The following is a 22,411-nucleotide window of genomic DNA, read 5'->3' on the forward strand; positions in this document are numbered from 1 at the left end:
CTTCGATTGGGCGCGTGGTCGCGGCGATTCGGGAGCGTCGGGGTGGCTGAAGGGGGTTTGTGGTGAGTGGTCCGGTGATACCGCCGTCGGGTGGTCAGCAGTGGTCTGGGGCGGTGCCGCCGTCGGGTGGTCAGCAGTGGTCTGGGCCGGGTCAGGTTGCGGGTTATGGGTTGCAGCCACCGGTGTTTGGTGGGCTGTCGGGTGGTGGTGTGTCTGGGTCGCCGTCGGGTGGGTCGTGGCGGGGGTGGCCGTGGGTGGTTGTGGTGGTGGCGGTGTTGGTTGTTGTGGGGGTGGTGGTGGCTGTGGTGATGGTTTCTGGTGGTGGGGGTGGTGATTCGTCGGCGGGTGGGTCGTCGTCGGTGGTGGTGTCGTCGCGGTCGGTGGTGGGTCCGGAGGGGACGTTGACGGTGCCGATGAGTGAGAATCCGGTGTCGGTGGATCAGTTGTGGAATCCGAAGTCGTTGCCGGATTCGGTGGCGGCGTCGATGCAGTTCGAGACGCCGGCCGAGCTTTGTGACGCGCAACCTCCGGTTGCGGTGTCGTGTCAGTGGGGCACGCCGTTGTGGACGAGCGGCACGTACGGTGGTCACGTTATCTCGGCGCGCTCGTCGTTTGATCAGATGTTGGCGAGCCCGAAATATTACGGGATTTCCGAGACCACGGTCGGTGGTAAGCGTGCAATTTTTTTGCATATCAAGGGGTATGAATTTAGTGAGGAATGTAATGTGGCGTGGGGGACCTCGACGGGTTTGATTATTGTGGGGATTGGTTCTGATGATGATGATAGTCGCGTGGATAATTGTGGTTTGGCGAAAAGGTGGGCGGAGCAGGTGCGGGCTTTGGCGCCGGCCTGACAGCGATCTGAGGTGGCCAATTCGCAATAGTTCCACGCTCGTGAGTAGGAACCGTCCGCGAGCGCTATTCGCAGGGCACCCTTACTGGGCGCGCCAACCGGGCGCGTGGTTGGTCGTGAATAGTGATGACCGCGTAAGCCATTGATGCGGCGAAGCCGGTAGCGCCGATCAGTAGCCGCGCACCGGGGCGCAGCAGTCCGAGTTCGCTGAGATGGGCGATGCCGATGGCGTGGTCGCTGACCGACAGATGCCCGACGGTACGACCGAAGTCCTGTAGACCGTCGGGAACAGCAACGCCGAGCCTACGGGTGATCAGGTCGGCGATACCTGCGCCCGCCATGAATCCCGGCAAGTAGTAGGTGACATCGGATGCGGTCACCCCGGCATCATCGAGGGCCTGCTGAGCGGTCGCCAGCGCCGTCCGGGCAGCGGTGAAGCTGAGTACCCGCAGCCACTGCGGATGCCGACCCGCGGCCGCGGTCACCGCACGGACCTCATCGGGGGTGGGCGGTGACGTCGACACCGGAAACTGTTGTCCCGGAAGCCGAAACGCCTCCTCGAACTCGGGGACCGAACCGGTCGCAATCGAATCCAGCGAAGCGAAACCGCCAGTGTTGGTGACGACGATCCCATGTCCCGCATCACCCAACAGCGCCACCGATCTGTTGTGGGCCAGGTGATGGCGCAGCCAATCGAAGCGGTCGAACCAATAGTGGTTGTCGGCGCCGGTCACCAGCACCGCACCCGCACCCCGCTGTGCGGTCAGCGCCGAAGCGGCGAGCTGCAATGCCGCTATCCCGCCACTACACGCCTGACGGATCTCCAGCGCGGTACCGGTGTCACCGATCGTGTGGCGCTGGATGTAGTGGTGCAACGGCCACATGACGCTGCCCTGGTAGACACTCCCCGCGTGGATGAGCATTCGGAAACAGTGCGTCGGCACCGAGCTGACCAGCATCGCTTCCCGACCGGCCTGTACCGCCATATCCGGTGGACTGATCGCCCCGGCCTCGGCGACCCCGGTCCACGGCCACTCGGCCGCTTCACGTTCGTCAACCAGCCCGGCCGCGCGAACATCGTCCAACGGTCGCGACTGCGGCAGATAGGTGCCTATCGAATCGAGGAAGATGTTGTCGCAACGCATTTCCCGGCCCCGCTCGCCTCAGAACCGCAGGGCCACATCGGGTCCATCGTCGGGAACGGACCTGTCGGACAGCGCGGCGCCGGCCATCTGCGCCAACCCCAGCAAATCGGCGGGGATCGCCTCGCTCTCGACGAGCGCGCGGATCGACTGTCGCAGCGGACCGTCGAGCCCATCCGTCATCCAGTCGGTGTATGCCGGCAGCAGGGTCGTCAGGGCGCCCAACTGGCGTGCTGCTCCGAGCTCACGCAACAGGATGGTCGAGGGTGCAGTCGGTGCGACGGCCGCGAGTCCGTCGGCGATGGCCCCGCGTAACGCGTCCGTATCGGCACGCGGCGAGCACCTTCGAGAGGTCCCGGTATCCGCCCCCCGATGAGTTCACTCGCGGTGTCGGTATCCATCCCCCTGATGACAGCGCGCCGTGCAGCGGCCTCGAACCCGCATGTAGGTTAGCAACACGGAAGGGTATTGCCGATCACAGCGGGGGCTGCTCAGCGGGGGAAGATCTGCCCGCCGATACCCGGATGCGTCGGTATCTGTGTGTTGGGGAGGAAATCGTGCGTACTGCCTTGGCGTTCTTCGCCACTTCGCTGATCGGCTTCGTCGTCTTATCCGTGCTCGTCCTGACCGGCGTCGTCGCACAGTCGAATGACGGATCCGGGATTGCCAACCAGGCCACCCGCGACCAGGCGCAGGTCGCCGCTGCGGCGACCGCACTCGCCGGCGCGCCAGGCGCCCGATACACCGGGGACGTCATCGTCGGCGGCGCGACGACGCGGGTGCGTGATCTGGTGGTGACCGCAGCCGGCGATGTTCAGGGGCAGGTCGCCGCCGACGGCCAGACTTTCGACTATCTGCAGATCGGAGATGCCGCCTACGTCAAAGCCGGCGCATCGTTCTGGATGTCGCTGCCGCGGTCGGAGACGGTCCGCGTCGACGCGGCCGCCGCCGCGGACAAGTGGGCTCTCGTTCCGCGCGGTTTCCTGGGCGTCGACCTAGGCCAGACATTGCGGCCTTCGCGGCTCGCTCTCAGCTCGGTGGACGATCGACTCGCCGAGTCTGACACGGATCCGCCGACGGAGGGTGCGCAACTCCCCGACGCACGGGTGGTCTCACGCCTCGACCCGCAGCAGGTCAGCAGTGACGCCCGAGATGATGGCGGACGGGCGATACACGTGGGCGAGAACACCTTCGACTTCGGTCCGGACGGGGTCCTGGTCGGGATTTCCGGCCCCCTCGGTCGGGCCGGTGGGACACAACCCGTGACGACCACCCGGCTCAAGGTCACCTTGGCGACCAAACATGATGTGACGACCTACTATTCGACGGTAGAGGGCCTCAAGGACCTGCTGTCACGGGTGCCGGCGCCGATGGTGGACATTCCGAAGCCGTCGGGCCGACTCGCCAGTTGTGCGCCGACCTACTGCCTACTGGAGTACAGCTTCGGCAACAGGGTGGAGGGCGCCGACCGGGGCACGGTGACCGTCCGTCAGACGTCCACGATGTCGGTGAACGGCGTGCCGGTGGGAACCTGTGCCCGCACCATCGAGATGCCGATCAACGGGCGCGGGGTCTCGTCGTGCCCGTTCGTCTACGCAAGCCCGCGCACCGAGTTGATCCGCTACAAAGCGGACAGCAACTTCGCGATTGCGGCACATGTGGAGAAGGACGTCAACGTGATCATCGAGGCCGTCGGGCGAGGCCGCCAGATCGCCACCGCCGCACCCGGACACTGGTATCCGGGCGGGTATAAGAGGTCCCCCGCGGCGCGTTCATACAATAGTCAGATCACCGGTGCGCCTTCGGGATTCGTCTACATGGTGGGAGACTTCCCGTTCGACGGGATGGAGCCTGACGGGACGCTGCTGGTGGCGGCCGCGCCGGGATATGACGCGCATCTGCTGCCCGACGGCACTTTCGACCCGCAGTGGGCAGGAACCAACGACCTCGTGGAACGGGCGAGGCGGGCACGAACGGCGGCCGGCGAACACCCGGTTCGCTGGGTATTCGCCGAGCAGCGATCTGCTGATGCGATGAAGAAACTCTTGGCCGACAACCAGGTGACCGGTGTCGAGATCGTCGTAATACCTCCGGCGCCGTGATGTCGGGCTGAGTCCGCATTCGTCGACCCGCCGCCGCGAGGTCGCTGTCCCAGCTCGCCGCTTGTCCGATATCGCCGAATCGACCTCGTGCAGACGCTCGGGTGGGCGCAGAAAGTGCGATTCCCGCTGACTCCTGCGGCATGATGGAAGGGTCCCGCGATCGGGACGGACTCATTGAGGAGTGGTGGCATGCAACGACTGAGCGGACTGGACGCGTCGTTCCTGTATCTGGAGACCAGGTCGCAGTTGATGCATGTGATCGGGTTGATCGAGATCGATCCGTCGACGGTGCCCGGTGGCTACTCGTTCACCAAGATGCGCGACGAGCTCAAACGACGTATCGCCGGCATGCCCGCGTTCCGCCGCAAACTCGACAACTCGATTCTCAACATCGATCACCCGGTGTGGATCGAGGATGAGGACTTCGACATCGAACGGCACGTTCACCGGGTCGCGGTGCCGGCGCCGGGCGGGGCGGCGGAGGTGACCGAGCTGGTCGGCCACCTGGCCGGGCAGACCCTCGACCGTGGCAAGCCGCTGTGGGAGCTGTGGATCATCGAGGGCGTTTCCGGCGGCCGGATCACCGCCATGCTGCGGATGCATCACGCCGGTACCGACGGTGTCACCAGCGCCGAGATGCTCGCCCAGCTGTGCACGCTGACACCCGAGGCGCCCGACCTGGACCCGGAAAAGGTGCGGGAGACGGCCGGACCGTTCTCCCGGACGTCGATCGCGGTCACCGGTGCGGTCAACTATCTTCTGGGTCGTCCGGTCGCGATGGCGAAACTGGTCCCGCAGACCGTCGGCGTCCCGATCGGCTGGCTGCGGCGGGCACGGGAGGACACCGCGATGCCCGCGCCGTTCCGCGCGCCGCGCACCCGGTTCAACGGACCCATCACCCCGCATCGCAGCATCGCGCTCAGTCAGTTGTCGCTCGACGATGTCAAGCGCGTCAAGAATCACTTCGGCGTCAAGATCAACGACGTGGTGCTGGCCATCGTCGGCGGTGCGTTGCGCACGTATCTGGAAGAACGTGGTGAGCTTCCCGATCAGCCGCTGGTCGGCATGATCCCGGTTTCGGTGCACGACGCCGACGACGCCAGTCTGATGGTCGAGGGCACGAACAAGGTCACCGGGATGTTCACCGTCCTACCGACCGACATCGAGGATGCGGCCGAGCGCATCGAGCGCACGGTCGAGCTGAGCCGCAAGTCCAAGGAGCACCACGCCGAGATCGATGCGAACATCCTGCGCGGATGGGCGCAGTTCGCACCGGGCACCACCATGTCGACGCTGATGAAGCTCTACGGTGACCGCAAGCTGGCGACGCTGCATCCGCCGGTGTTCAACGTCCTCATCTCGAATGTCGCGGGGCCGAACTATCCGATGTACTTCCTCGGGGCCAAGGTGACCGGGGTGTACCCGCTGGGGCCGATATTCCAGGGCCTGGGACTCAATATCACTGTGTTCTCCGCCGACGGACACCTCAATGTCGGGGTGGTGGGTTGTGCCGATCAGACCCCCGACACCGATGCCATCGCCGACGCCTTCGACGATCAGCTCAAACAACTGCTGGCCGCCTGCGACTGACCAGGGAACTGGTCGGCGGCGGTGCGCCGCCGGTCTCTCACGGCCGCTGTCATCCACAACCTGACTGTTTTCCTGCCGAGTGGCCCTCCTTCCGGTAGTATCGAACATGTGTTCGAGAAATAGGGGGTGGTTGCAGTGGAAGAAGTCGCAGTGGGAAAAGTCGCAGTGGGAGAGCCGAACGATGAGTACGAATCCGGCGAGAATCGTTCGGAAGCTGCCGAATTGGTGGCCAGCCTGCATGCCCTCATTGATCGGCTGGCCGCCACGGATCTGTCCCGCTGCACCGACGCGGAACTGGTAGAGGTGGCGCGCGCGCACGAGAAGGCGATGAATCGGCTCGTCCATGCCGGCGATCGCCAACTCGTGGAGATCTCCGATCGTGGTCTGCCACGCGCGATGGGGTACCGGTCGTTGTCGAACTTTCTGAATATCGAACTGCGCGTATCGGATCCGGGCCGACGCCGAGCGCAGATGAAGGCCACGGCGCAGTTCCGTCAGCTCGACGGCAGGCCCGCCGAAGCAAAGTATCCGGCGCTCGCCGCAGCCTTTGCCGAGGGTGCGGTGGGGTATGCACATGTGCGCACCGCCGTGGATGTGCTGGACGCGATTCCGGTCGCGGTGGAGCACGACAGGAAGCTTGCCGCGCAAGAGACCGTCGCGGAGTTGGCGGGCAAACACACCCCGGCCGAGATCGGACAGTTGGGCGCCCGGTTGCTCGCCCATCTCGATCCCGACGGCGACCTCGTCAACGATCGGGATCGCAAGCGTCGCCGCAACCTCTGGCTCAACCGGCAGGGGGTGGACAAGATGTCTAAGCTCACCGGCCATCTGGACCCGGAAACCCGTGGGCTGCTCGAAGTTGCGTTGGCGGCGTGGGCCAAACCCGGCCTCAACAACCCCGACGATCCCGACTCGCCGTGGGGGGCGGAGGAGCATACCGACGCCGAAGCGCGCAAAGCCGCCGCCGACCGGGACGCTCGGTCGCAGGCGCAACGCAACCACGATGCGCTGCGTGCCCTGTTGAAGGCGGTCCTCGAAGACGGGTTGTTGGGGAAAACGCATCGTGGGTTGCCTGTGCAGCTGATCATCAAGGTGGACTTCGAGGATTTGTGCCGCCACGCCGGTGTCGGGGTAACGGCTACCGGCTCGTTGCTGCCGATCTCCGACGTGATCCGGCTGGCCGCGCAAGCACAACCGTGGCTGTCGGTATTCGACGACGCCGCCGGTGTGCCCCTGTTCCTCGGCCGCGGCCGACGCTTCGCCTCCACCGGACAGCGCCTGGCCTCCTTCGCCCGGCCGGGCGGCGAATATTGTTCCGCACCGGGCTGTGACCAGCCCGCGACGCAGGTGGAGATGCATCACTCCAAACTCGACTTCGCCAAAGGCGGTCTCACCGACATCACCGAACTGGCCCCGGCCTGCCCAAAACACAATCGGATGGTCAGCGACCGGCCGGGCGACTACACCACCGGAGTGCATCTGGCCGGCCCCGATGCCGGTCGCACCTGGTGGCGGCGCAATGGTTCACCCGGGGCGCCGCCGAATCCGGCTCGGGTTCACCGGCTACCCGACGTCGGGCGCATCTACCACCAACGACTGAGCCAGGTGCGCACCAGGATTCACGGTCCGGCACACTCTGGCGAAGCCGGCCGGGAACCTCCGGCAGGGGCAAGCGACCGATACGACTACGCCGAAGTCATACCGCCGCCGATTTCGATCGTCGAGTCACGGCTGGCGTTGGCGATCGTCCTGAACCGACGTCGTACCGACGGAACGACCGGGGATAGGTGATGCCCGGTGACGTCGGAACGCGGACGGCGTTGTTCGCGGTGCACTGCCGAGGCCTTGGCCAGTCCCGATCCGGTACGAAGGTCGTGCTGGACTCGCACACCCGGCCAGTGAGCTGGATCGCATTCGATAGCTCCACGACCTCCGGATATCGGCCCGACGCCGCAGTCGTGCAACCATGGGAGGAGCGTTGGCCAGACGCGGAAGGGTGGGGGATCGACCGGTGGTGTCCAATACGTCGCTGTGGTTTGACGACGTGCCCGCGTCGTCGGCGGCCGCCACCACACCGATCGCCGACTTGGCTGCGCATCTTCGCCGCACGCATGTGCCCGGCTCGACGCAGGCACCCACGCCCGGCATCTCTGGCCCGATCCGGGTGCCGGGCGGTACATCCGGTCCGATCCGTGTGCCGGGAGGGTCCGGCCCCATCCGGCTCCCCGACGATGTCACGGCGACCTCGAAGATTCCCACGGTCACCTCGGCGTCGGCGCCACCGGAACGGCCCGCCGGCGACCTGGAGGGGTTCCTCGCCGGCGCCGAGAAGCAGATGCGCGCCCAACGCGCCACACCCGACGAGACGTTGCCCTGGTGGCGCCGCCCCCCGGCGCTGGTCGCGGCTGCGGCGGTTGTGGCGTTGGTCGTCGTCGGAATCGTCGTCGCGGGTGGGGGAGACGACTCCAGCACGCCACCTGCGCCGACCACGCCGTCGGTCGCCGCGGCCCCGCCGGCCGATGCCTGCCCGTCGGTGGATGGTTCGGTGGTCACCGGTCGCGACCAGGGGGATCAGACCTCCGGCGCGGGCGTGATCAAGGCCTTCAACTACGCCTACTATGTGATGAGGTCGGCGCGGTCCGCGAAACCGTTGGCCCCCAAGGCAACCAACGATGTGGCGTCGCTGCAGTCATACATCGACCAAATCCCGCCGGGCACGACGCACTGCGTCAAGATCACGCAGCTCGGGCCCGACCGTTATGCGGTGGACCTGACGGAATTTCCGCCGGGATCGGCGCCGGTGGTCTACCCGCAGCTGATCACCACCGAGAAGCGGAACGGCAGAATGTACATCACCGCGATCAAGCCGCGCGGATGACCGCTCCGTGGTGGCAGCAGTGATCGGCGTTCCGATATCGATCGATGCAGTGGGTTCGGGAGAAAGGCACGTGAACCGATGAACGAAGCACGCCAGGGCGACCCGCGCACCCGAGCAGAACATGCCGTCATCGTCTGCGGAACCGCCGGGGGTGTCGGCACATCGGTCATCTCCGCGCTGCTGGCCGAAAGCCGCGCCGCAGCGTCGCTCGGTCAAGGATCATGGTGGGTCGACGCATCCGGCAATGACTGCGACCTGGAGATCCGTCTACGCGGTAGTGGGGATCCGGAGCTGTTGCGGACGGGTGCGGGCACCGGGCTGTGGATCGCACCCGACGGTGCGCCGGTCACCGAAGCGGTTGTGCAAGTGTGGAACTCCGGAGCCGTCCCGGTTGTCGACGCGGGTGCGCACGCACTCACGCTGCTACCGGATCTGGTCGAGGATCCGCTACCGCATCTGACTCCGGTACTCGTGATCGGTCCGCGACCCGATCTGCTCAACAGGGCCCGGATGATCTTCGCGGAGTGGGCTCGGGTCGGCGTCCTGGAGCACACGGTGGTCGTGATCAACAGCCCGGTTCCCAGCGCAGATCAGGCGGGTCTGAACAGTCTGCTCACCGACGTCGTGTCCGGATCGGTCGCCGACGTCATCGGCATCGACTACGACCCGGTGCTCGGGGCGGGTACCGCGCTTGACGCCGAGGCGCAGGGCAGGCTGCTGTCTGGGACGCGGTCGGCCATCGCGGCGCTGGCCGCCGCGACCGCCGACCGTCGCTGATCAGTTCCCGCGATCGGGACCGGCCAGCTCATCCAGCCAGACCCGCGCCGACGCATCCGACGGCGACCGCCAGTCACCGCGCGGCGACAGTGAACCGCCCGAACCGATCTTGGGGCCGTTGGGCATCGCGGTCCGTTTGAACTGGTTGCCCATGAAGCGCTTCAGGAACACCTGAAGCCAGTGGTCGATGGTCTGCGCGTCGTACTCGTTGCGCCGGTCGTCGGCGATCATCTCCGACCACGGTCCGCGGGTGCGGTCACCCCACGCCTGCTGCGCGAGGTAGGCGATCTTGCCGGGCCGGTGGCCGAAGCGCGTCAGGTGGTAGAGGAAGAAGTCGTGCAGTTCGTAGGGGCCGACGGTGTCCTCGGTGCTCTGGACCCGGCCGTCCTCGCCGGGCGGTACGAGTTCGGGGGTGATCACGTCGTCGAGGATCTCGGCCAGTGTCGCGGTGGTGATCTCCGAGTACTCGCCGGTCGCGATCATCCACCGGATCAGGTGCTGGATAAGGGTTTTCGGGACAGATCCGTTCACATTGTAGTGCGACATCTGGTCACCGACACCGTAGGTGCACCAGCCAAGGGCAAGCTCGGACAGGTCGCCGGTGCCCAGGACAATGCCACCGTGATGATTGGCCAGCCGGAACAGCTTCGACGTGCGTTCACCTGCCTGCACATTCTCGAAGGTGACATCGTGTACCGGTTCGCCGTGGCTGAACGGATGATTGAGATCGGCCAGCATCTGCAGGCAGGACGGCCGGATGTCGAGTTCGGTTCCGTTGACGCCGAGTGAGTCCATCAGCGCATGGGAGCGTCGCAGCGTGGCTGTGCCGGTGGCGAATCCGGGCATTGTGTAGGCCAGGATGTTGGTCCGCGGGAGCCCCAGCCGGTCGAAGGCGTCGACCGCGACCAGCAGGGCCAGGGTGGAGTCGAGACCGCCGGATACGCCGATGACGATCTTGTCGATCCCGGTCGCGCGCAGCCGGGCGGCCAGACCCTGGACCTGGATGTTGCGCACTTCCCGGCAACGTTCGTCGCGATCGGCCGAGTCGGCCGGGACGAAGGGGAAGCGGGGCACCACGCGGCGCAGGGTGTCGTCGTCGGTCAGCTCACCGAAGCTGAACCGGATGCGCCGCAACGATTTCAGCTGGTCGCCATGGTCGCCTGCCTGATCGCGCAGGCTGATCATGCGCATCCGCTCTTGGCGCAGGCGATCCAGATCGACGTCGGCGCTGATGATCTGGTCGGTCATCGCGAACTGTTCGCTGCGGGCCAGCAGGGTGCCGTTCTCACTGATCAGGGCGTCGGCATCCCACGCGAGATCGGTTGTCGACTCGCCGTAGCCGGCCGCGACGTATAGGTGGGCGGCGACGAGTTTGGCCGAATGGCTGGTGCACAACGCCTTCCGGTATCCCTCCTTGCCGACGGTGACCGGACTGCCGGACAGGTTGGCCAAGACGGTTGCGCCGCCGAGTGCGGCCCAGGTACTCGGTGGGACCGGCACCCAGCCGTCCTCGCAGATCTCGACGTGCAGCGCGAAGCCGGGAAGGTCCTGTGCCTCGAAGACGAGGTCGTTGCCGAAGGGGACCTCGGTGTCGCCGATGATGACGGTATCGACGACGGCGTCGCGGGCCGCCGAGAAGTAGCGCTGTTCGTAGAACTCGCGGTAGTTCGGCACGTACGACTTGGGTGCGACGCCGAGCAGGGTGCCGTCGTGGATGACGGCCGCGCAGTTGAACAGTCCGTCCCCGACCACCAGCGGCAGCCCGACCGCGATCAGCGGCCGCAGCCCGGCACTGGCGGCGATGATGCGGACCAGTCCGGCGCGGCAGGCGTCGAGGAGTGCGTCCTGCTGCACGAGGTCGTCGACGCTATAGCCGCATAATCCGAGTTCGGGGAAGACGACGAGGCCGGCACCGTCGGCGGCGGCCTGCCGCATCAGGTCGATGGTGCGGTCGGTGTTGGTGGCGGGATCGGCCAGTGCGACGACCGGCACGGCTCCCGCAACGCGGACGAATCCCTGACTGTGGACGGACACAACGGTCAGCCTAGTGGGTCGTCGTGATCGGTCCGGTCAGGTCACCGCTGTCCTGCGCCGGTGTCGGCGGCTGGTCAGCCGACGGTAGCCGAGCCACACCGCGATGCCGACAGCGACGATCATCGCCAGCACCAGAACCGGTGCCAGCAGGGCGAACAACGCCAATGCGACGCTGCCCGCGTCCTCGATGCTGCTCATCACGGGCGCACCGACACCACCGCTGACCGCGTTGACGGGTGGCCGCAGGAGGGCCTTGGTGCCGTGTACGACGAGGGCGAGTACCACGCCGATAGCGATGGGGATCCACGCAGAACTGCTGAAGAACGATGCCGGATCGGTGACCACCGCCGTCTCCGACGCCGCGCCGGTGCCGAAGGCGATGCCGCCTGCGGTCGGTCGGATCACGGTCTGGATGGAGTCGTTGACGGTGTCGACCACCGGGATCTTGTCGGCGATCACCTCGACCACCAGCAGTGCGGTCAGAATCGCGAGTACCCAGCCGTTGGACAGCCACTGCGCGGCCGACGGCAGGTCGACGAAGTCGAGGTAGCGGCCGGCCAGACCCAACACGATCAGCGGTATGTAGGCGTTGAGCCCGGCGGCCAGCGCGAGGCCGCTTCCGGTCAGCAGTTCGAGCATCGATTCCTCGCCTCCCTCGTCTGTTCGCCCGCCGTCAGTCTCGCGGGACGCGAACACCGATCAGCCGGGCGTCGGCGACTGCGGCCAGACCCAACTCCGACCACGCGTCGCCGATCTCTAGGACCGCGTAGGTACTGGTCGGGAAACGGTCGATGGTTCCGGCTGGGTCCAGTGCCAGCGCGGTGTCTGGCATTCCGGGTTCATGTCCGACGACGAGTAGGGTGCGCGCCTGTTCCGGCGCATGCAGCCGGATGGCCTCCAGGATCTGGGCCGGCCCGCCGCCATAGATGTCGTCGAGGTAGACGGTCGGGGCGTCGATGCCGGTGCGGTCGAGGGTCTGCCGGGTGCGCGTCGACGTCGAGCACAACACCGCGTCGACGTGGATGTCCTCATTCGCGAGCCAGCGCCCGGCCAGCGCGGCCTGACGGCGACCGCGTTCGGCCAGTGGACGCCCATGATCGGCGACACCTGCCGGATAGTCCGATTTGCCGTGCCGCAACAGCACGAGCCGCCGCCCGGCGGCATCGACCGCTCGATGATCGGCGCCTGCCGCCGCGCTCATGCACTGCGCCGTTCGGCGGGGATCGACGCGGCGGTCGCCATCGTGCGCAACAGTGTCACGGTCGCCCGCCAGGCCGCGGATTCCTGTCCGCAGAATGCCGCGTAGTCCGCGTCGCCGGTGGCCTCGGCCTCCTCGGCCCGGATGTCGAACTCCAGGCTCTCATCGGCCGCGATGGTGATCAGCCCGGGGAGGGCAGACGGATCGGCACACGCCCGTTCGATGGTCGCGGCGTCGAGTGTGGTCAGTCGTTCCAGATCAGACCGGTATCGCATGGTCAGAATCTACGTCGATCCACCGACAGGTTGGGGGATCCACACCGTCGGGGCGACATCGGTGCGATGTCGAACGGTTGATCAACTGCGGTTGCCGGTCCCCACGGGTGCGCCCGTAGCCTGTAAGCGTGCATACCTGGGTTCCCGCGCTGCTGGCCGTGTTGGCCGCGCTGCTCATCGCAGGTGGCACCGTGCTCCGGCAGCGCGCCTCACGCGCCAGCGGCGCGGTCACGGCGGGTTGGTGGCTGGGGGCGGCGATCGCGCTGGCCGGATTCGCCCTGCAGGCCTCGGCACTGGGTCTCGGCACGATCCTGCTGGTCCAGCCGCTGATCGTGTTGGCCGTGCTGTTCGCCCTACCCTTCGAGGCGTGGGCCGACCATCGGCATCCGGCACCGGTCGAGTGGGCGTGGGGTGGTGTTCTGGTGGTCTGTGTGGTGACTTTCCTGCTGGTCGCGCACCCAGACCCGACTCATCGTCGCGCCGACGATCTGGTGTGGTGGGGGACTGTCGGCGGGCTGGTCGCCGGTGTCTTCGCCCTCGGCTACTGCGCCGAGCGCATCACGTCGTCGCATTACAAGGCACTCTTCTACGGGCTGGTCGCGGGCGCGCTGTTCGGGGTGTCGGCGCTGCTCATCAAGGCTGTGGTCAACCAGATCACCGAAGCCACCCTCAAGCCGCTGACCAATCCGGAGCTCTATCTGTTCGTCCTGGTGGTGGTGTGCGCGGTGGTCGCCCAGCAGAAGGGGTTCGGGGCAGGCGATCTACAGACCTCGTTCCCGTCGATGACGGTGATGGAACCCGCGGTCGCGATGGTCCTCGGCGTGCTGCTGCTGGGGGAGAGCCTGGCGGTGTCGGTGCCGACCGCACTGTTCCTCGGAATCGTGCTGGCCGTCATGATCCGGGCGGTCGTCGAACTCGCGAAGCTGTCCGCAGTGCGCGGCGAGGAGATCGAGGCCGAATCGGCCGCGTGCGCCGAAGAGCAGTCAGCCGCCTGACCCGATCGGGTCAGACGGCTGCTGTGATGAATCTCTCGTCGTCGGGTCAGCCCGCGGCGACCTGTTCGGCCTCGATGACGGCGACGACGGTGCCCGCCCATTCTTCGGCCTGCGCCGTCGGCTTGATGCTCGACGAGCCGTCGTGGCGGCCGTGTTCGCCGACCTGAACCGCGCCGCGCTTGGTCAGCATTTCGGCGATGATCTCACCGCCACGGTTGAAGGTGTCGTCGTAGACGGTGTCGCCGAGTCCGAAGACGGCGAACCGCAGGCCGTCGAGATCGGGCTCCACGCTGTCGAGTTCTTCCGCGAAAGGCGCAGCACCGGTCGGCAATTCGCCTTCACCGTAGGTTGCACAGACGACGATCAGGAAGTCGTCGGCGCTGAGGTCCTCGACTGCGAACTCGCTCATGTCGTAGACCGAGGGATCGTGGTCGGCGGGGAGGACGTCGGCGATCGCGTCGGCGACGAGCTCGGAGGTGCCGGTTTCAGTGCCGTACAGAATAACGACCGACAAGGTGGGGCTCCTTTCGATGAAGCGTGATAAGGCCCTGAACATGCAGTGGTCAGAGATCAGGGGCGAGGGTACCCTCACCCTGCCCTACGAGGGCAAATCCGGTCCAGGGGACAAAGTCCTTGCAAAATTACTTGCATGTCCTACTATTGGGTGACACAAGCCATAGTCCCCGATCCGATTGCAAGGTGATCTCCCGTGTCCGCAGACGTTTCCGTCCCGTCGATCCCGCACTACCTCAACGGCAAGCGCGTGCCTGCCGAGGGCGGTCGATTCGCCGACGTGTTCAACCCGAGCACCGGTGCTGTGCAGTCGAGGGTGCCGCTGGCCACGACCGATGAGGTCGCGGCGGCCGTCGAGACGGCCAAGGCCGCGCAGGTGGAGTGGGCGGCGTGGAATCCGCAGCGCCGCGCCCGCGTGCTGATGCGTTTCGTCGACCTGGTCAATAAGAATGCCGACGAACTGGCCACCATGCTCTCGCTGGAGCACGGCAAGACCCATCCCGACGCGCTCGGCGACATCCAGCGTGGCCTGGAGGTGATCGAGTTCGCGATCGGCATCCCGCACCTGATCAAGGGTGAGTTCACCGAGGGCGCCGGTAGTGGCATCGATGTCCACTCGATCCGCCAGCCGCTCGGCGTCGTCGCCGGTATCACCCCGTTCAACTTCCCGGCGATGATCCCGCTGTGGAAAGCCGGCCCCGCGCTGGCCTGTGGCAACGCTTTCATCCTCAAGCCGTCCGAGCGCGATCCGTCCGTCCCGGTGCGCCTGGCCGAACTGTTCACCGAGGCGGGTCTGCCCGACGGTGTCTTCCAGGTGGTACACGGCGACAAGGAGTCGGTCGACGCCCTGCTCGACCACCCCGACGTCAAGGCGCTCGGCTTCGTCGGCAGCTCCGACATCGCGCAGTACATCTATGAGAACTCGGCGAAGAACAGCAAGCGCGCACAGTGCTTCGGTGGTGCCAAGAACCACATGATCATCATGCCCGACGCCAACCTGGACCAGGTCGTCGATGCCCTGATCGGCGCGGGCTACGGCAGCGCCGGTGAGCGCTGCATGGCCATCAGCGTCGCGGTGCCGGTCGGCGAGCAGACCGCGGATCGGTTGCGCGCCAAGCTGATCGATCGGGTCAACGCCTTGCGCGTCGGCCACAGCCTGGACCCGAAGGCCGACTATGGGCCACTGGTCACCGCCGCCGCCCTCGATCGTGTCCGTGGCTACATCGCCAAGGGCGTCGAGGAAGGTGCCGAGCTGGTCATCGACGGCCGCGAGCGTGGCGCCAACGAGCAGACCTTCGGCGACGAGGACATCTCGGGTGGCTTCTACCTCGGCCCCACCCTGTTCGACCATGTCACCAAGGACATGACCGTCTACATCGACGAGATCTTCGGTCCGGTGCTCCAGATCGTGCGTGCCCACGACTACGAGGAGGCCCTCGCGCTCGCCTCCGATCACCAGTACGGCAACGGCGTCGCCATCTTCACCCAGGACGGCGATGCTGCCCGTGACTTCACCGCCCGCGTCGAGGTCGGCATGGTCGGCGTGAACGTCCCGATCCCGGTTCCGGTGGCCTACTACACCTTTGGTGGCTGGAAGCGGTCCGGCTTCGGCGATCTCAACCAGCACGGTCCGGCGTCGATCAACTTCTACACCAAGACCAAGACGGTCACCACGCGCTGGCCGTCGGGTATCAAGGATGGCGCCGAGTTCGTCATCCCGACGATGAACTGATCGGCGGTCGAGACACACCATGACGACGTTTGCCGGTATCGATGCCGGATTGGATGCCGACGAGCGGGTGATCGTGGAGACGGCGGCGGCCTTCGCCGCCAAACGGCTCGCCCCCTTCGCGCTGGAATGGGATGAGTCCAACCACTTTCCGGTTGCCGAGCTGCGCGAGGCCGCGCAGCTCGGCATGGGTGCGATCTACTGCTCCGAGGATGTGGGCGGTAGCGGGCTGCGCCGGTTGGACGGGGTGCGCATCTTCGCCCAGCTGGCCTACGCCGACCCGGCGGTCGCCTCCTTCCTCTCCATTCACAACATGTGTGCCTGGATGGTCGACGCCTACGGCACCGACGAGCAGCGGGCGCACTGGGTGCCGCGGCTGGCCGCCTTCGACACGATCGCCAGCTATTGCCTCACCGAGCCGGGCGCCGGTTCGGATGCGGCCGCACTGGCGACGCGGGCCGAACGCGTCGGCGACGACTATGTCCTCACCGGCGTCAAACAGTTCATCTCCGGTGCGGGATCGTCGGATCTGTACGTGATCATGGCGCGCACCGGTGGCGCCGGCCCGAAGGGTATCTCCACCTTCCTGGTCGAAAAGGACCTTCCGGGACTGAGTTTCGGGGCGCAGGAGCACAAGATGGGCTGGCATGCGCAGCCCACCGCGCAGGTCATTCTCGACGAGGTTCGGGTGCCGGCCACGGCGCTGCTGGGCGGCGAGGAGGGCCTCGGCTTCGGTATCGCGATGAACGGGCTCAACGGCGGGCGGCTGAACATCGCGGCGTCGTCGCTGGGTGGTGCGCAGGCGGCTTTCGAGAAGGCGGCGAAGTATGTGGCCTCGCGGCGTGCCTTCGGGGCCGCCCTGGTCGACGAACCGACCATCCGGTTCACACTGGCCGAAATGGCCACCGCATTGCAGACCAGCAAGCTGATGCTCGAATATGCGGCGACGGCGCTCGACAACGATGCACCCGACAAGGTCGACCAGTGCGCGATGGCCAAACGCTACGTCACCGACAGTTGTTTCACCGTCGCCGATCAGGCGCTGCAGTTGCATGGCGGCTACGGGTATCTGAGCGAGTACGGAATCGAGAAAATCGTCCGCGATCTCCGAGTGCACCGCATCCTGGAGGGGACGAACGAGATCATGCGCGTGGTACTCGGCCGGTCCATTGCCAGCCGCTTCCGCGAATCATGAACCGCCACAACAACTAGAGACTGAGAAACAGGAGTATCGACAATGACGACGATCGCCTTTCTGGGACTGGGCAACATGGGCGGTCCGATGGCCGCGAACCTGGTCAAGGCCGGACACACCGTGAACGGCTTCGACCCGGTCCCCGAGGCGGTTGCCACGGCCCAGGCCAACGGCATCACCACCTTTCCGGCCGCGGTCGAAGCGGTGGCCACGGCTGAGGTCGTGATCACCATGCTGCCCAGCGGCAAGATCGTGAAGGGTCTCTACGCCGACATCCTGCCCGCCACCCCGACGGGAGCCCTGTTCATCGACAGCTCCACGATCTCGGTCGCCGATGCCCGCGATATCCATCGGCTGGCCAACGAAGCGGGGTTCGCGCAGATCGACGCACCCGTCTCCGGCGGGGTGAAGGGTGCGACCGCCGGCACCCTGGCCTTCATGGTCGGCGGTGAGGATGAAGCCTTCACGCTGGCGCGCGGAACGCTGGAACCGATGGCGGGCAAAATCATCCACTGTGGTGCCGCCGGTGCCGGGCAGGCCGCGAAGGTCTGCAACAACATGGTGCTCGCCGTGCAGCAGATCGCGGTCGGCGAGGCCTTCGTACTGGCCGAGAAGCTGGGTCTCTCCGACCAGGCGCTGTTCGACGTCATCACCGGCGCGACCGGCAATTGCTGGGCCGTGCAGACCAATTGCCCGGTCCCCGGCCCGGTACCGACCTCCCCGGCGAACAACGACTACAAGCCGGGCTTCGCCACCGGGCTGATGAACAAGGACCTCGGTCTGGCGATGGATGCAGTCGCCGACACCGGTGCCCGCGCACCGCTGGGCACCCACGCCGCCCAGCTGTACCGCAGCTTCGCCGAGCAGCATTCCGACCTGGACTTCAGCGCGATCATCACCTCGCTGCACTAGGCGCCGGTTCTCTCGATCACGGTGGCTTTTCTCCCGAAAACCGGGAGAGGAGCCACCGTGATTGGTTTCGTCCTCAGAAATCCCCGGCGTGCTGGCGCAGTGACTGGATGGCGTCTACGAGACCGGTGATCTGCGCCCCGCTCATCCCGACGTCGGCGAAGACCTCGTTGTTGAGGGTGGTGGTGGCGTCTTCGACGGTCGACCGCCCCAGATCGGTGAGTTCGACGAGCGTCGTGCGGCCGTCGGTGGGGTGGGGGACCCGGCGTACCAGGCCGTTCTCCTCGAGACGCCGAATGGCGTGGGTGACGCTGGTGACGTGAACCTGCAGGCGGTCGCTGGCCTTGGTGATCGGCAGCCCGCCCTGCCGCGAAAACGCCAGTAGTCGTAGGAGTTCGAAGCGCGAGAAGCTCAGATCATAGGGCCGCAATGCCGCTTCGACCCGGGCGAGCAGGATCTGATGTGCTCGCATCACCGAGGTGACGGCGACCATGCCCTCGGCGACATCACCCCATCCGGCTCGGGACCAGTTGTCCCGGGCTTCGTCGATGGGGTCGAAACTCATACTGCGGCCGGCCATGAAATCACCCTAATCGGACTGGTCGGCCGATGGTGGCGTGGCGCGCCAGCCGTCGATGACCGCCATCGCGGCGGCGACCGGGTCGGCGCCGGTGGGGAAGTGGTTGGCGAGCAGCAGCATTGCCATACCGTGGACCTGGGCCCACAGCGATGCTACGACGGTGTCGACGTCTGCGGGGCGGAAGAATCCGGCCTCGATGGCCTGCCGTACGCCGTCGCGCAGCGGGGCGATGGCGCGTGCGGCGGCGGCCTGGGATTCGGGTGTGGGTTCGACGTTGGACAGTGCGTCGGTGAACATCAGCTCGTAGAGACGTGGATGTTCCAGTGCCCAGGCCACATACGCGGTGCCGAGCGCGGTGAGGTCGTCCCCGCCGGCCTGTTGCGCGGCGAAGGAATCGAAGGCGTGCACGAGGACCGCGCGGACCAGTCCCTCCTTGTTGCCGAAAAGGGAGTACACGGCGGTCGTCGATGTGGCGGCCGCATGGGCGATCTCCCGGACCGACAGCACCCCGACGCCCCGGCTCTCGACGGCCGCCACCGCTTCGGCGAGCAGCCTGGCGCGGAGCTCGTCGTTGTGCACCTTGGGTCTTGCCACATCGCCGATTGTTTCATAACATCGTTCTGTAACGCCGTTACTAAACAAACCCTGAGGTCAGCGATGTCGAAAGCTATTGCCGCCCGCTTCACGAATCAGACGCCACCGCCGGGCACCGCGATGTTCCTCATCGGGATGCGCGTCACCCGGCCGTGGCGGTTGGGGGCCTGGCTGGCCGTATTCCTGGCGATGCCCCGGATGCTCTGGCATCTCCACAGGCATCCGGATGCGGGCATGCTCTCCGGTCACCTGTACGTCGGTCGCTCGCTGATGCTGGTGTCCTACTGGCGGTCCGCCGACGACATCCAACGATTCGCCGCAGCCGGCGACGCCCCGCATCTCGCGGTGTGGCGCAGATTCACCGGTCGGTACGCCGGAACCGGATCCGTGGGCATCTGGCACGAGACCTATGTCATCGGCGAGCACGAGAGTGTCAGTAGCGGGATGTCACCGTGGGGACTGACCGAGGCGGTCGGATGGCGGCTGGTCGGCGCAGGCACTCAGACGGCGGGGACCCGGCTGCGGGCGTCGGCGGCCGAAGCGCGCTGATCCGGTGGTCAGCGGTTGTCGCGCAGGAGGCTGTCGATGGCCCCGACGATCGTGTCGACCAGGTCGCCTGCGGTGTGCTCGGTGAGTTCGCCGCGTTGCTCGTCGCCGCGCATCATGATCGCCGATTCGACGAGCCGGAACGGCAACAGCTTGCGCTTGTCGTCGGGATCGCCGAGTGCGGCAGCCGCCAGGGATGCGTAGATCTCTGCCAATTCGATTCGTGCCGTGCGGAATTCGGCGAAGGACTCCTGGTGGACCTCGGGTAGGAGGTAAAGCGCGCCGAGGTTCCATTGGCTCTCAGCGAGTTGGGTGACATCTGATCGGGCGAGATCGAGGAGCCGGTCGCGTGCGGGCCGGTCGTCGGCGAGCAGGCTACGCGCCAAGTCGAGCGGGGCGGCGACGGTCGTATCCAGGAGTGCGACGAGGATGTCGTCCTTGGTGGCGAAGTAGTGGTAGATCGACGCCTGCCGGATGCCCACCGCATCGGCGATGGTGCGCGTAGAGGTGGCGGTGAAACCCTGCCGGGTGAATAGTTCGGCGGCGGCGTCGAGGATCTCGTCGCGGGCGCTGGCGGCATCGCGTTTGGGTTTGACGAGGCGTGGCCGCCCGGGGCCGGAGGGGGCCCGGCGGGCGCCGGATCGGGTGGTCATGCGAGTCCTTCTTCATCGAAGTTCTGCTGAGTGGTGTGCTGCGAGTGTATCCCCGATTGCGGATAGTTGTTGTGTGGCAACACTCCTCGCGACCGCCCTGACAAGGGGGTGATCGACGGCGACGGCCCCCGACCAGCCTTCGGTAACACAGCCGTAGCACGCGTTTGCGGTCCGGAAACAAATCTGTCATTCGACAGAAATCGCGAGACGGTTATCTATCGAGCGACAGGTAAACCGCTCAACGGGGAGCCCCCACCGAGTTAGGAATCACCAACGATGACCTCAACCGATTCTCGTCCCGCGACGAGCCCGGCCGCATCCACCGACGAGCCGACACCGACCACCGGACATGACGCCGACGACCTCTCCGCCTTCGGCTACGACCAGCAGTTACACCGATCGCTGGGCAAGTTCGCCTCCTTCGCGGCCGGCTTCTCCTTCGTCTCGATCCTGACGACGATCTTCCAGCTCTTCGGTCTGGGTTTCGGCTTCGGCGGTCCGGCCTTCTTCTGGACCTGGCCCATCGTCTACGCAGGCCAGTTTCTGGTTGCATTGTGTTTCGCCGAGATCGCCGCGCGCTACCCGATCTCGGGTGCTATCTACCAGTGGTCACGACGTCTCGGCGGTGAGGTCATCGGCTGGTTCGGCGGCTGGTTCATGATGATCGCCCAGATCGTGACCGCCGCCGCGGCGGCCATTGCACTGCAGGTCGTGCTGCCGTCGGTGTGGTCGGGCTTCCAGATCATCGGCGACGATCCGACCCTGACCTCCACCAGCGGTGCCGCCAACGCGGTGCTGCTCGGCTCGATCCTGCTCGTCGTGGTGACCGCCATCAACTGTGTCGGGGTGTCATGGATGAGCCGCGTCAACAACATCGGCGTCTGCTGCGAACTCGTCGGCGTCGTCGCGGTGGTGCTGGCCCTGTTCACCCACGCCAAGCGAGGTCCCGACGTCGTCTTCGACACCGGAATCCCCGGGCAGCAGCCGGGCTACATCTGGGCTTTCATCGTCTCGGGCCTGATGGCCGCCTATGTGATGGTCGGCTTCGGTTCGGCAGGCGAACTCGCCGAGGAGACCCGCAATCCGCGTCGCGTCGCCCCGCGCACCATCCGCCTGGCACTGACCGTCTCGGCGATCGGCGGTGGTCTCATGCTGCTCGGCGCGTTGATGGCGGCCCCGACGCTGGATGAACAGCTCGCGACCGGCGGTCTGCCCTACGTGCTCGACTCGGTGCTGGGCAGCTTCTGGGGCAAGGTGCTGCTCTGCGACGTCGCGGTGGCGATCCTCATCTGCACGCTCGCGATCCAGACCGCCTGCTCGCGGCTGATGTTCTCGATGGCGCGCGACGGCCGCCTGCCGTTCTCCAAGACGCTTGCACATGTCAACTCCCGCACCGGAACACCGATCGCGCCGGCCATCCTGATCGGTGTGCTCTGCATCGCCATCCTGGTGGTCAACGTCGGCAACTCGGCGATCTTCGCAACCCTGGCCAGCGTCTGCATCATCCTGATCTATCTCGCCTACCTGGCGGTCACCGGACCGATGCTCTACCGCCGCCTGCAGGGCTGGCCGCGGGGCGCGGCGAACGCGGTGACCACCGACGCCGAGGGCCGCAAGCTCTTCTCGCTGGGTCGCTTCGGATTCATCGTCAACCTGCTCGCGGTGATCTACGGCGCGCTGATGGTCGTCAATCTGTCCTGGCCGCGCGCCGAGGTCTTCGACCCCGCGGGTGAGATGCCGATCCTGCGCTGGGCCGGACCGATCTGCATCGTCGCGACCGTGGTCGTCGGCATCATCTGCTTCCCCCGCGGCAAAGAGCATCCGAAGCCGGTCACCGTCGGCGAATGA

At 66.4% G+C, this 22,411-nt stretch carries 22 protein-coding genes; 12 read left to right on the top strand and 10 right to left on the bottom strand.

Annotated elements, in window-relative coordinates:
- The first annotated feature begins 254 nt into the window (after window positions 1–254).
- On the top strand, window positions 255–854 hold the full coding sequence (locus QSJ18_RS07225; RefSeq protein ID WP_286325657.1) for a DUF3558 family protein: 600 nt from the start codon (window positions 255–257) through the stop codon (window positions 852–854).
- Window positions 855–918: 64 nt separating this feature from the next.
- Here QSJ18_RS07225 and QSJ18_RS07230 read toward each other — a convergent pair whose 3' ends face one another.
- Window positions 919–1,998 (bottom strand): 3-oxoacyl-[acyl-carrier-protein] synthase III C-terminal domain-containing protein, encoded by a 1,080-nt coding sequence (locus tag QSJ18_RS07230; protein ID WP_286325658.1) that lies wholly within the window; start codon window positions 1,996–1,998, stop codon window positions 919–921.
- Between the two features lie 18 nt (window positions 1,999–2,016).
- Window positions 2,017–2,247 carry a hypothetical protein gene (locus QSJ18_RS07235; protein WP_286325659.1) on the bottom strand — a complete coding sequence of 77 codons (231 nt, stop codon included), beginning with the start codon at window positions 2,245–2,247 and terminating at the stop codon, window positions 2,017–2,019.
- 305 nt (window positions 2,248–2,552) lie between these two features.
- On the opposite strand from QSJ18_RS07235, the gene QSJ18_RS07240 reads away from it, so the two are divergent.
- The 5 genes from QSJ18_RS07240 to QSJ18_RS07260 all read left to right on the top strand — a co-directional run bounded on the left by QSJ18_RS07240 (window position 2,553) and on the right by QSJ18_RS07260 (window position 9,342).
- Window positions 2,553–4,097 carry a Tox-REase-5 domain-containing protein gene (locus QSJ18_RS07240; RefSeq protein ID WP_286325660.1) on the top strand — a complete coding sequence of 515 codons (1,545 nt, stop codon included), beginning with the start codon at window positions 2,553–2,555 and terminating at the stop codon, window positions 4,095–4,097.
- 189 nt (window positions 4,098–4,286) lie between these two features.
- A complete protein-coding gene (locus QSJ18_RS07245) occupies window positions 4,287–5,687 on the top strand; it encodes a WS/DGAT/MGAT family O-acyltransferase (protein ID WP_286325661.1) in 1,401 nt (466 codons plus the stop codon).
- Between the two features lie 165 nt (window positions 5,688–5,852).
- Entirely contained in the window at window positions 5,853–7,478 is a 1,626-nt protein-coding gene (locus QSJ18_RS07250; RefSeq protein WP_286325662.1) for an HNH endonuclease signature motif containing protein, read from the top strand.
- Window positions 7,479–7,698: 220 nt separating this feature from the next.
- The gene (locus QSJ18_RS07255) at window positions 7,699–8,565 is read left to right on the top strand and encodes a hypothetical protein (protein WP_286325663.1); all 867 of its coding nucleotides are present in this window, start codon (window positions 7,699–7,701) and stop codon (window positions 8,563–8,565) included.
- Window positions 8,566–8,643: 78 nt separating this feature from the next.
- Complete coding sequence (locus tag QSJ18_RS07260; protein WP_286325665.1) at window positions 8,644–9,342, top strand: hypothetical protein; 699 nt, start codon at window positions 8,644–8,646, stop codon at window positions 9,340–9,342.
- Here the strand turns inward: QSJ18_RS07260 and QSJ18_RS07265 are convergent, their stop codons facing one another.
- The 4 genes from QSJ18_RS07265 to QSJ18_RS07280 are packed head-to-tail and all read right to left on the bottom strand — an operon-like array spanning window position 9,343 to window position 12,849.
- Window positions 9,343–11,376, bottom strand: coding sequence for an NAD(+) synthase (locus tag QSJ18_RS07265; RefSeq protein WP_286325666.1), 2,034 nt, complete (start codon window positions 11,374–11,376; stop codon window positions 9,343–9,345).
- Between the two features lie 36 nt (window positions 11,377–11,412).
- Window positions 11,413–12,015: a DUF4126 domain-containing protein gene (locus tag QSJ18_RS07270; RefSeq protein ID WP_286325668.1), complete on the bottom strand. Its 603-nt coding sequence runs from the start codon at window positions 12,013–12,015 to the stop codon at window positions 11,413–11,415.
- A gap of 34 nt (window positions 12,016–12,049) precedes the next feature.
- Window positions 12,050–12,577 carry a SixA phosphatase family protein gene (locus QSJ18_RS07275; RefSeq protein WP_286325669.1) on the bottom strand — a complete coding sequence of 176 codons (528 nt, stop codon included), beginning with the start codon at window positions 12,575–12,577 and terminating at the stop codon, window positions 12,050–12,052.
- A complete protein-coding gene (locus QSJ18_RS07280) occupies window positions 12,574–12,849 on the bottom strand; it encodes a hypothetical protein (RefSeq protein WP_286325670.1) in 276 nt (91 codons plus the stop codon). The genes QSJ18_RS07275 and QSJ18_RS07280 overlap by 4 nt, the downstream gene beginning before the upstream one ends.
- A 128-nt stretch (window positions 12,850–12,977) precedes the next feature.
- On the opposite strand from QSJ18_RS07280, the gene QSJ18_RS07285 reads away from it, so the two are divergent.
- Window positions 12,978–13,844, top strand: a complete 867-nt coding sequence (locus QSJ18_RS07285) for a DMT family transporter (protein WP_286325671.1) — start codon at window positions 12,978–12,980, stop codon at window positions 13,842–13,844.
- Between the two features lie 46 nt (window positions 13,845–13,890).
- Here QSJ18_RS07285 and QSJ18_RS07290 read toward each other — a convergent pair whose 3' ends face one another.
- Window positions 13,891–14,358 (bottom strand): flavodoxin domain-containing protein, encoded by a 468-nt coding sequence (locus QSJ18_RS07290; RefSeq protein ID WP_286325672.1) that lies wholly within the window; start codon window positions 14,356–14,358, stop codon window positions 13,891–13,893.
- 195 nt (window positions 14,359–14,553) lie between these two features.
- Between QSJ18_RS07290 and QSJ18_RS07295 the strand changes: the two genes are divergently transcribed.
- The 3 genes from QSJ18_RS07295 to mmsB are packed head-to-tail and all read left to right on the top strand — an operon-like array spanning window position 14,554 to window position 18,193.
- A complete protein-coding gene (locus tag QSJ18_RS07295) occupies window positions 14,554–16,089 on the top strand; it encodes a CoA-acylating methylmalonate-semialdehyde dehydrogenase (RefSeq protein ID WP_286325673.1) in 1,536 nt (511 codons plus the stop codon).
- 19 nt (window positions 16,090–16,108) lie between these two features.
- On the top strand, window positions 16,109–17,281 hold the full coding sequence (locus QSJ18_RS07300) for an acyl-CoA dehydrogenase family protein (RefSeq protein WP_286325674.1): 1,173 nt from the start codon (window positions 16,109–16,111) through the stop codon (window positions 17,279–17,281).
- Window positions 17,282–17,323: 42 nt separating this feature from the next.
- Window positions 17,324–18,193, top strand: a complete 870-nt coding sequence (gene mmsB, locus QSJ18_RS07305; protein WP_286325675.1) for a 3-hydroxyisobutyrate dehydrogenase — start codon at window positions 17,324–17,326, stop codon at window positions 18,191–18,193.
- A 73-nt stretch (window positions 18,194–18,266) separates the two neighbouring features.
- On the opposite strand, the gene QSJ18_RS07310 is transcribed toward mmsB, so the two are convergent.
- Both QSJ18_RS07310 and QSJ18_RS07315 read right to left on the bottom strand, forming a co-directional pair.
- The gene (locus QSJ18_RS07310) at window positions 18,267–18,770 is read right to left on the bottom strand and encodes a MarR family winged helix-turn-helix transcriptional regulator (protein ID WP_286325676.1); all 504 of its coding nucleotides are present in this window, start codon (window positions 18,768–18,770) and stop codon (window positions 18,267–18,269) included.
- Between the two features lie 9 nt (window positions 18,771–18,779).
- Window positions 18,780–19,364: a TetR-like C-terminal domain-containing protein gene (locus QSJ18_RS07315; RefSeq protein ID WP_462476007.1), complete on the bottom strand. Its 585-nt coding sequence runs from the start codon at window positions 19,362–19,364 to the stop codon at window positions 18,780–18,782.
- Window positions 19,365–19,427: 63 nt separating this feature from the next.
- Between QSJ18_RS07315 and QSJ18_RS07320 the strand changes: the two genes are divergently transcribed.
- Entirely contained in the window at window positions 19,428–19,913 is a 486-nt protein-coding gene (locus QSJ18_RS07320) for a DUF4188 domain-containing protein (RefSeq protein ID WP_286325677.1), read from the top strand.
- Between the two features lie 8 nt (window positions 19,914–19,921).
- Here the strand turns inward: QSJ18_RS07320 and QSJ18_RS07325 are convergent, their stop codons facing one another.
- Window positions 19,922–20,563: a TetR/AcrR family transcriptional regulator gene (locus QSJ18_RS07325; RefSeq protein WP_286325678.1), complete on the bottom strand. Its 642-nt coding sequence runs from the start codon at window positions 20,561–20,563 to the stop codon at window positions 19,922–19,924.
- Between the two features lie 276 nt (window positions 20,564–20,839).
- Between QSJ18_RS07325 and QSJ18_RS07330 the strand changes: the two genes are divergently transcribed.
- Window positions 20,840–22,411: an amino acid permease gene (locus QSJ18_RS07330; protein WP_286325679.1), complete on the top strand. Its 1,572-nt coding sequence runs from the start codon at window positions 20,840–20,842 to the stop codon at window positions 22,409–22,411.

It is taken from the genome of Gordonia heveisoli (assembly GCF_030315745.1).
Classification (GTDB): Bacteria; Actinomycetota; Actinomycetes; order Mycobacteriales; family Mycobacteriaceae; genus Gordonia.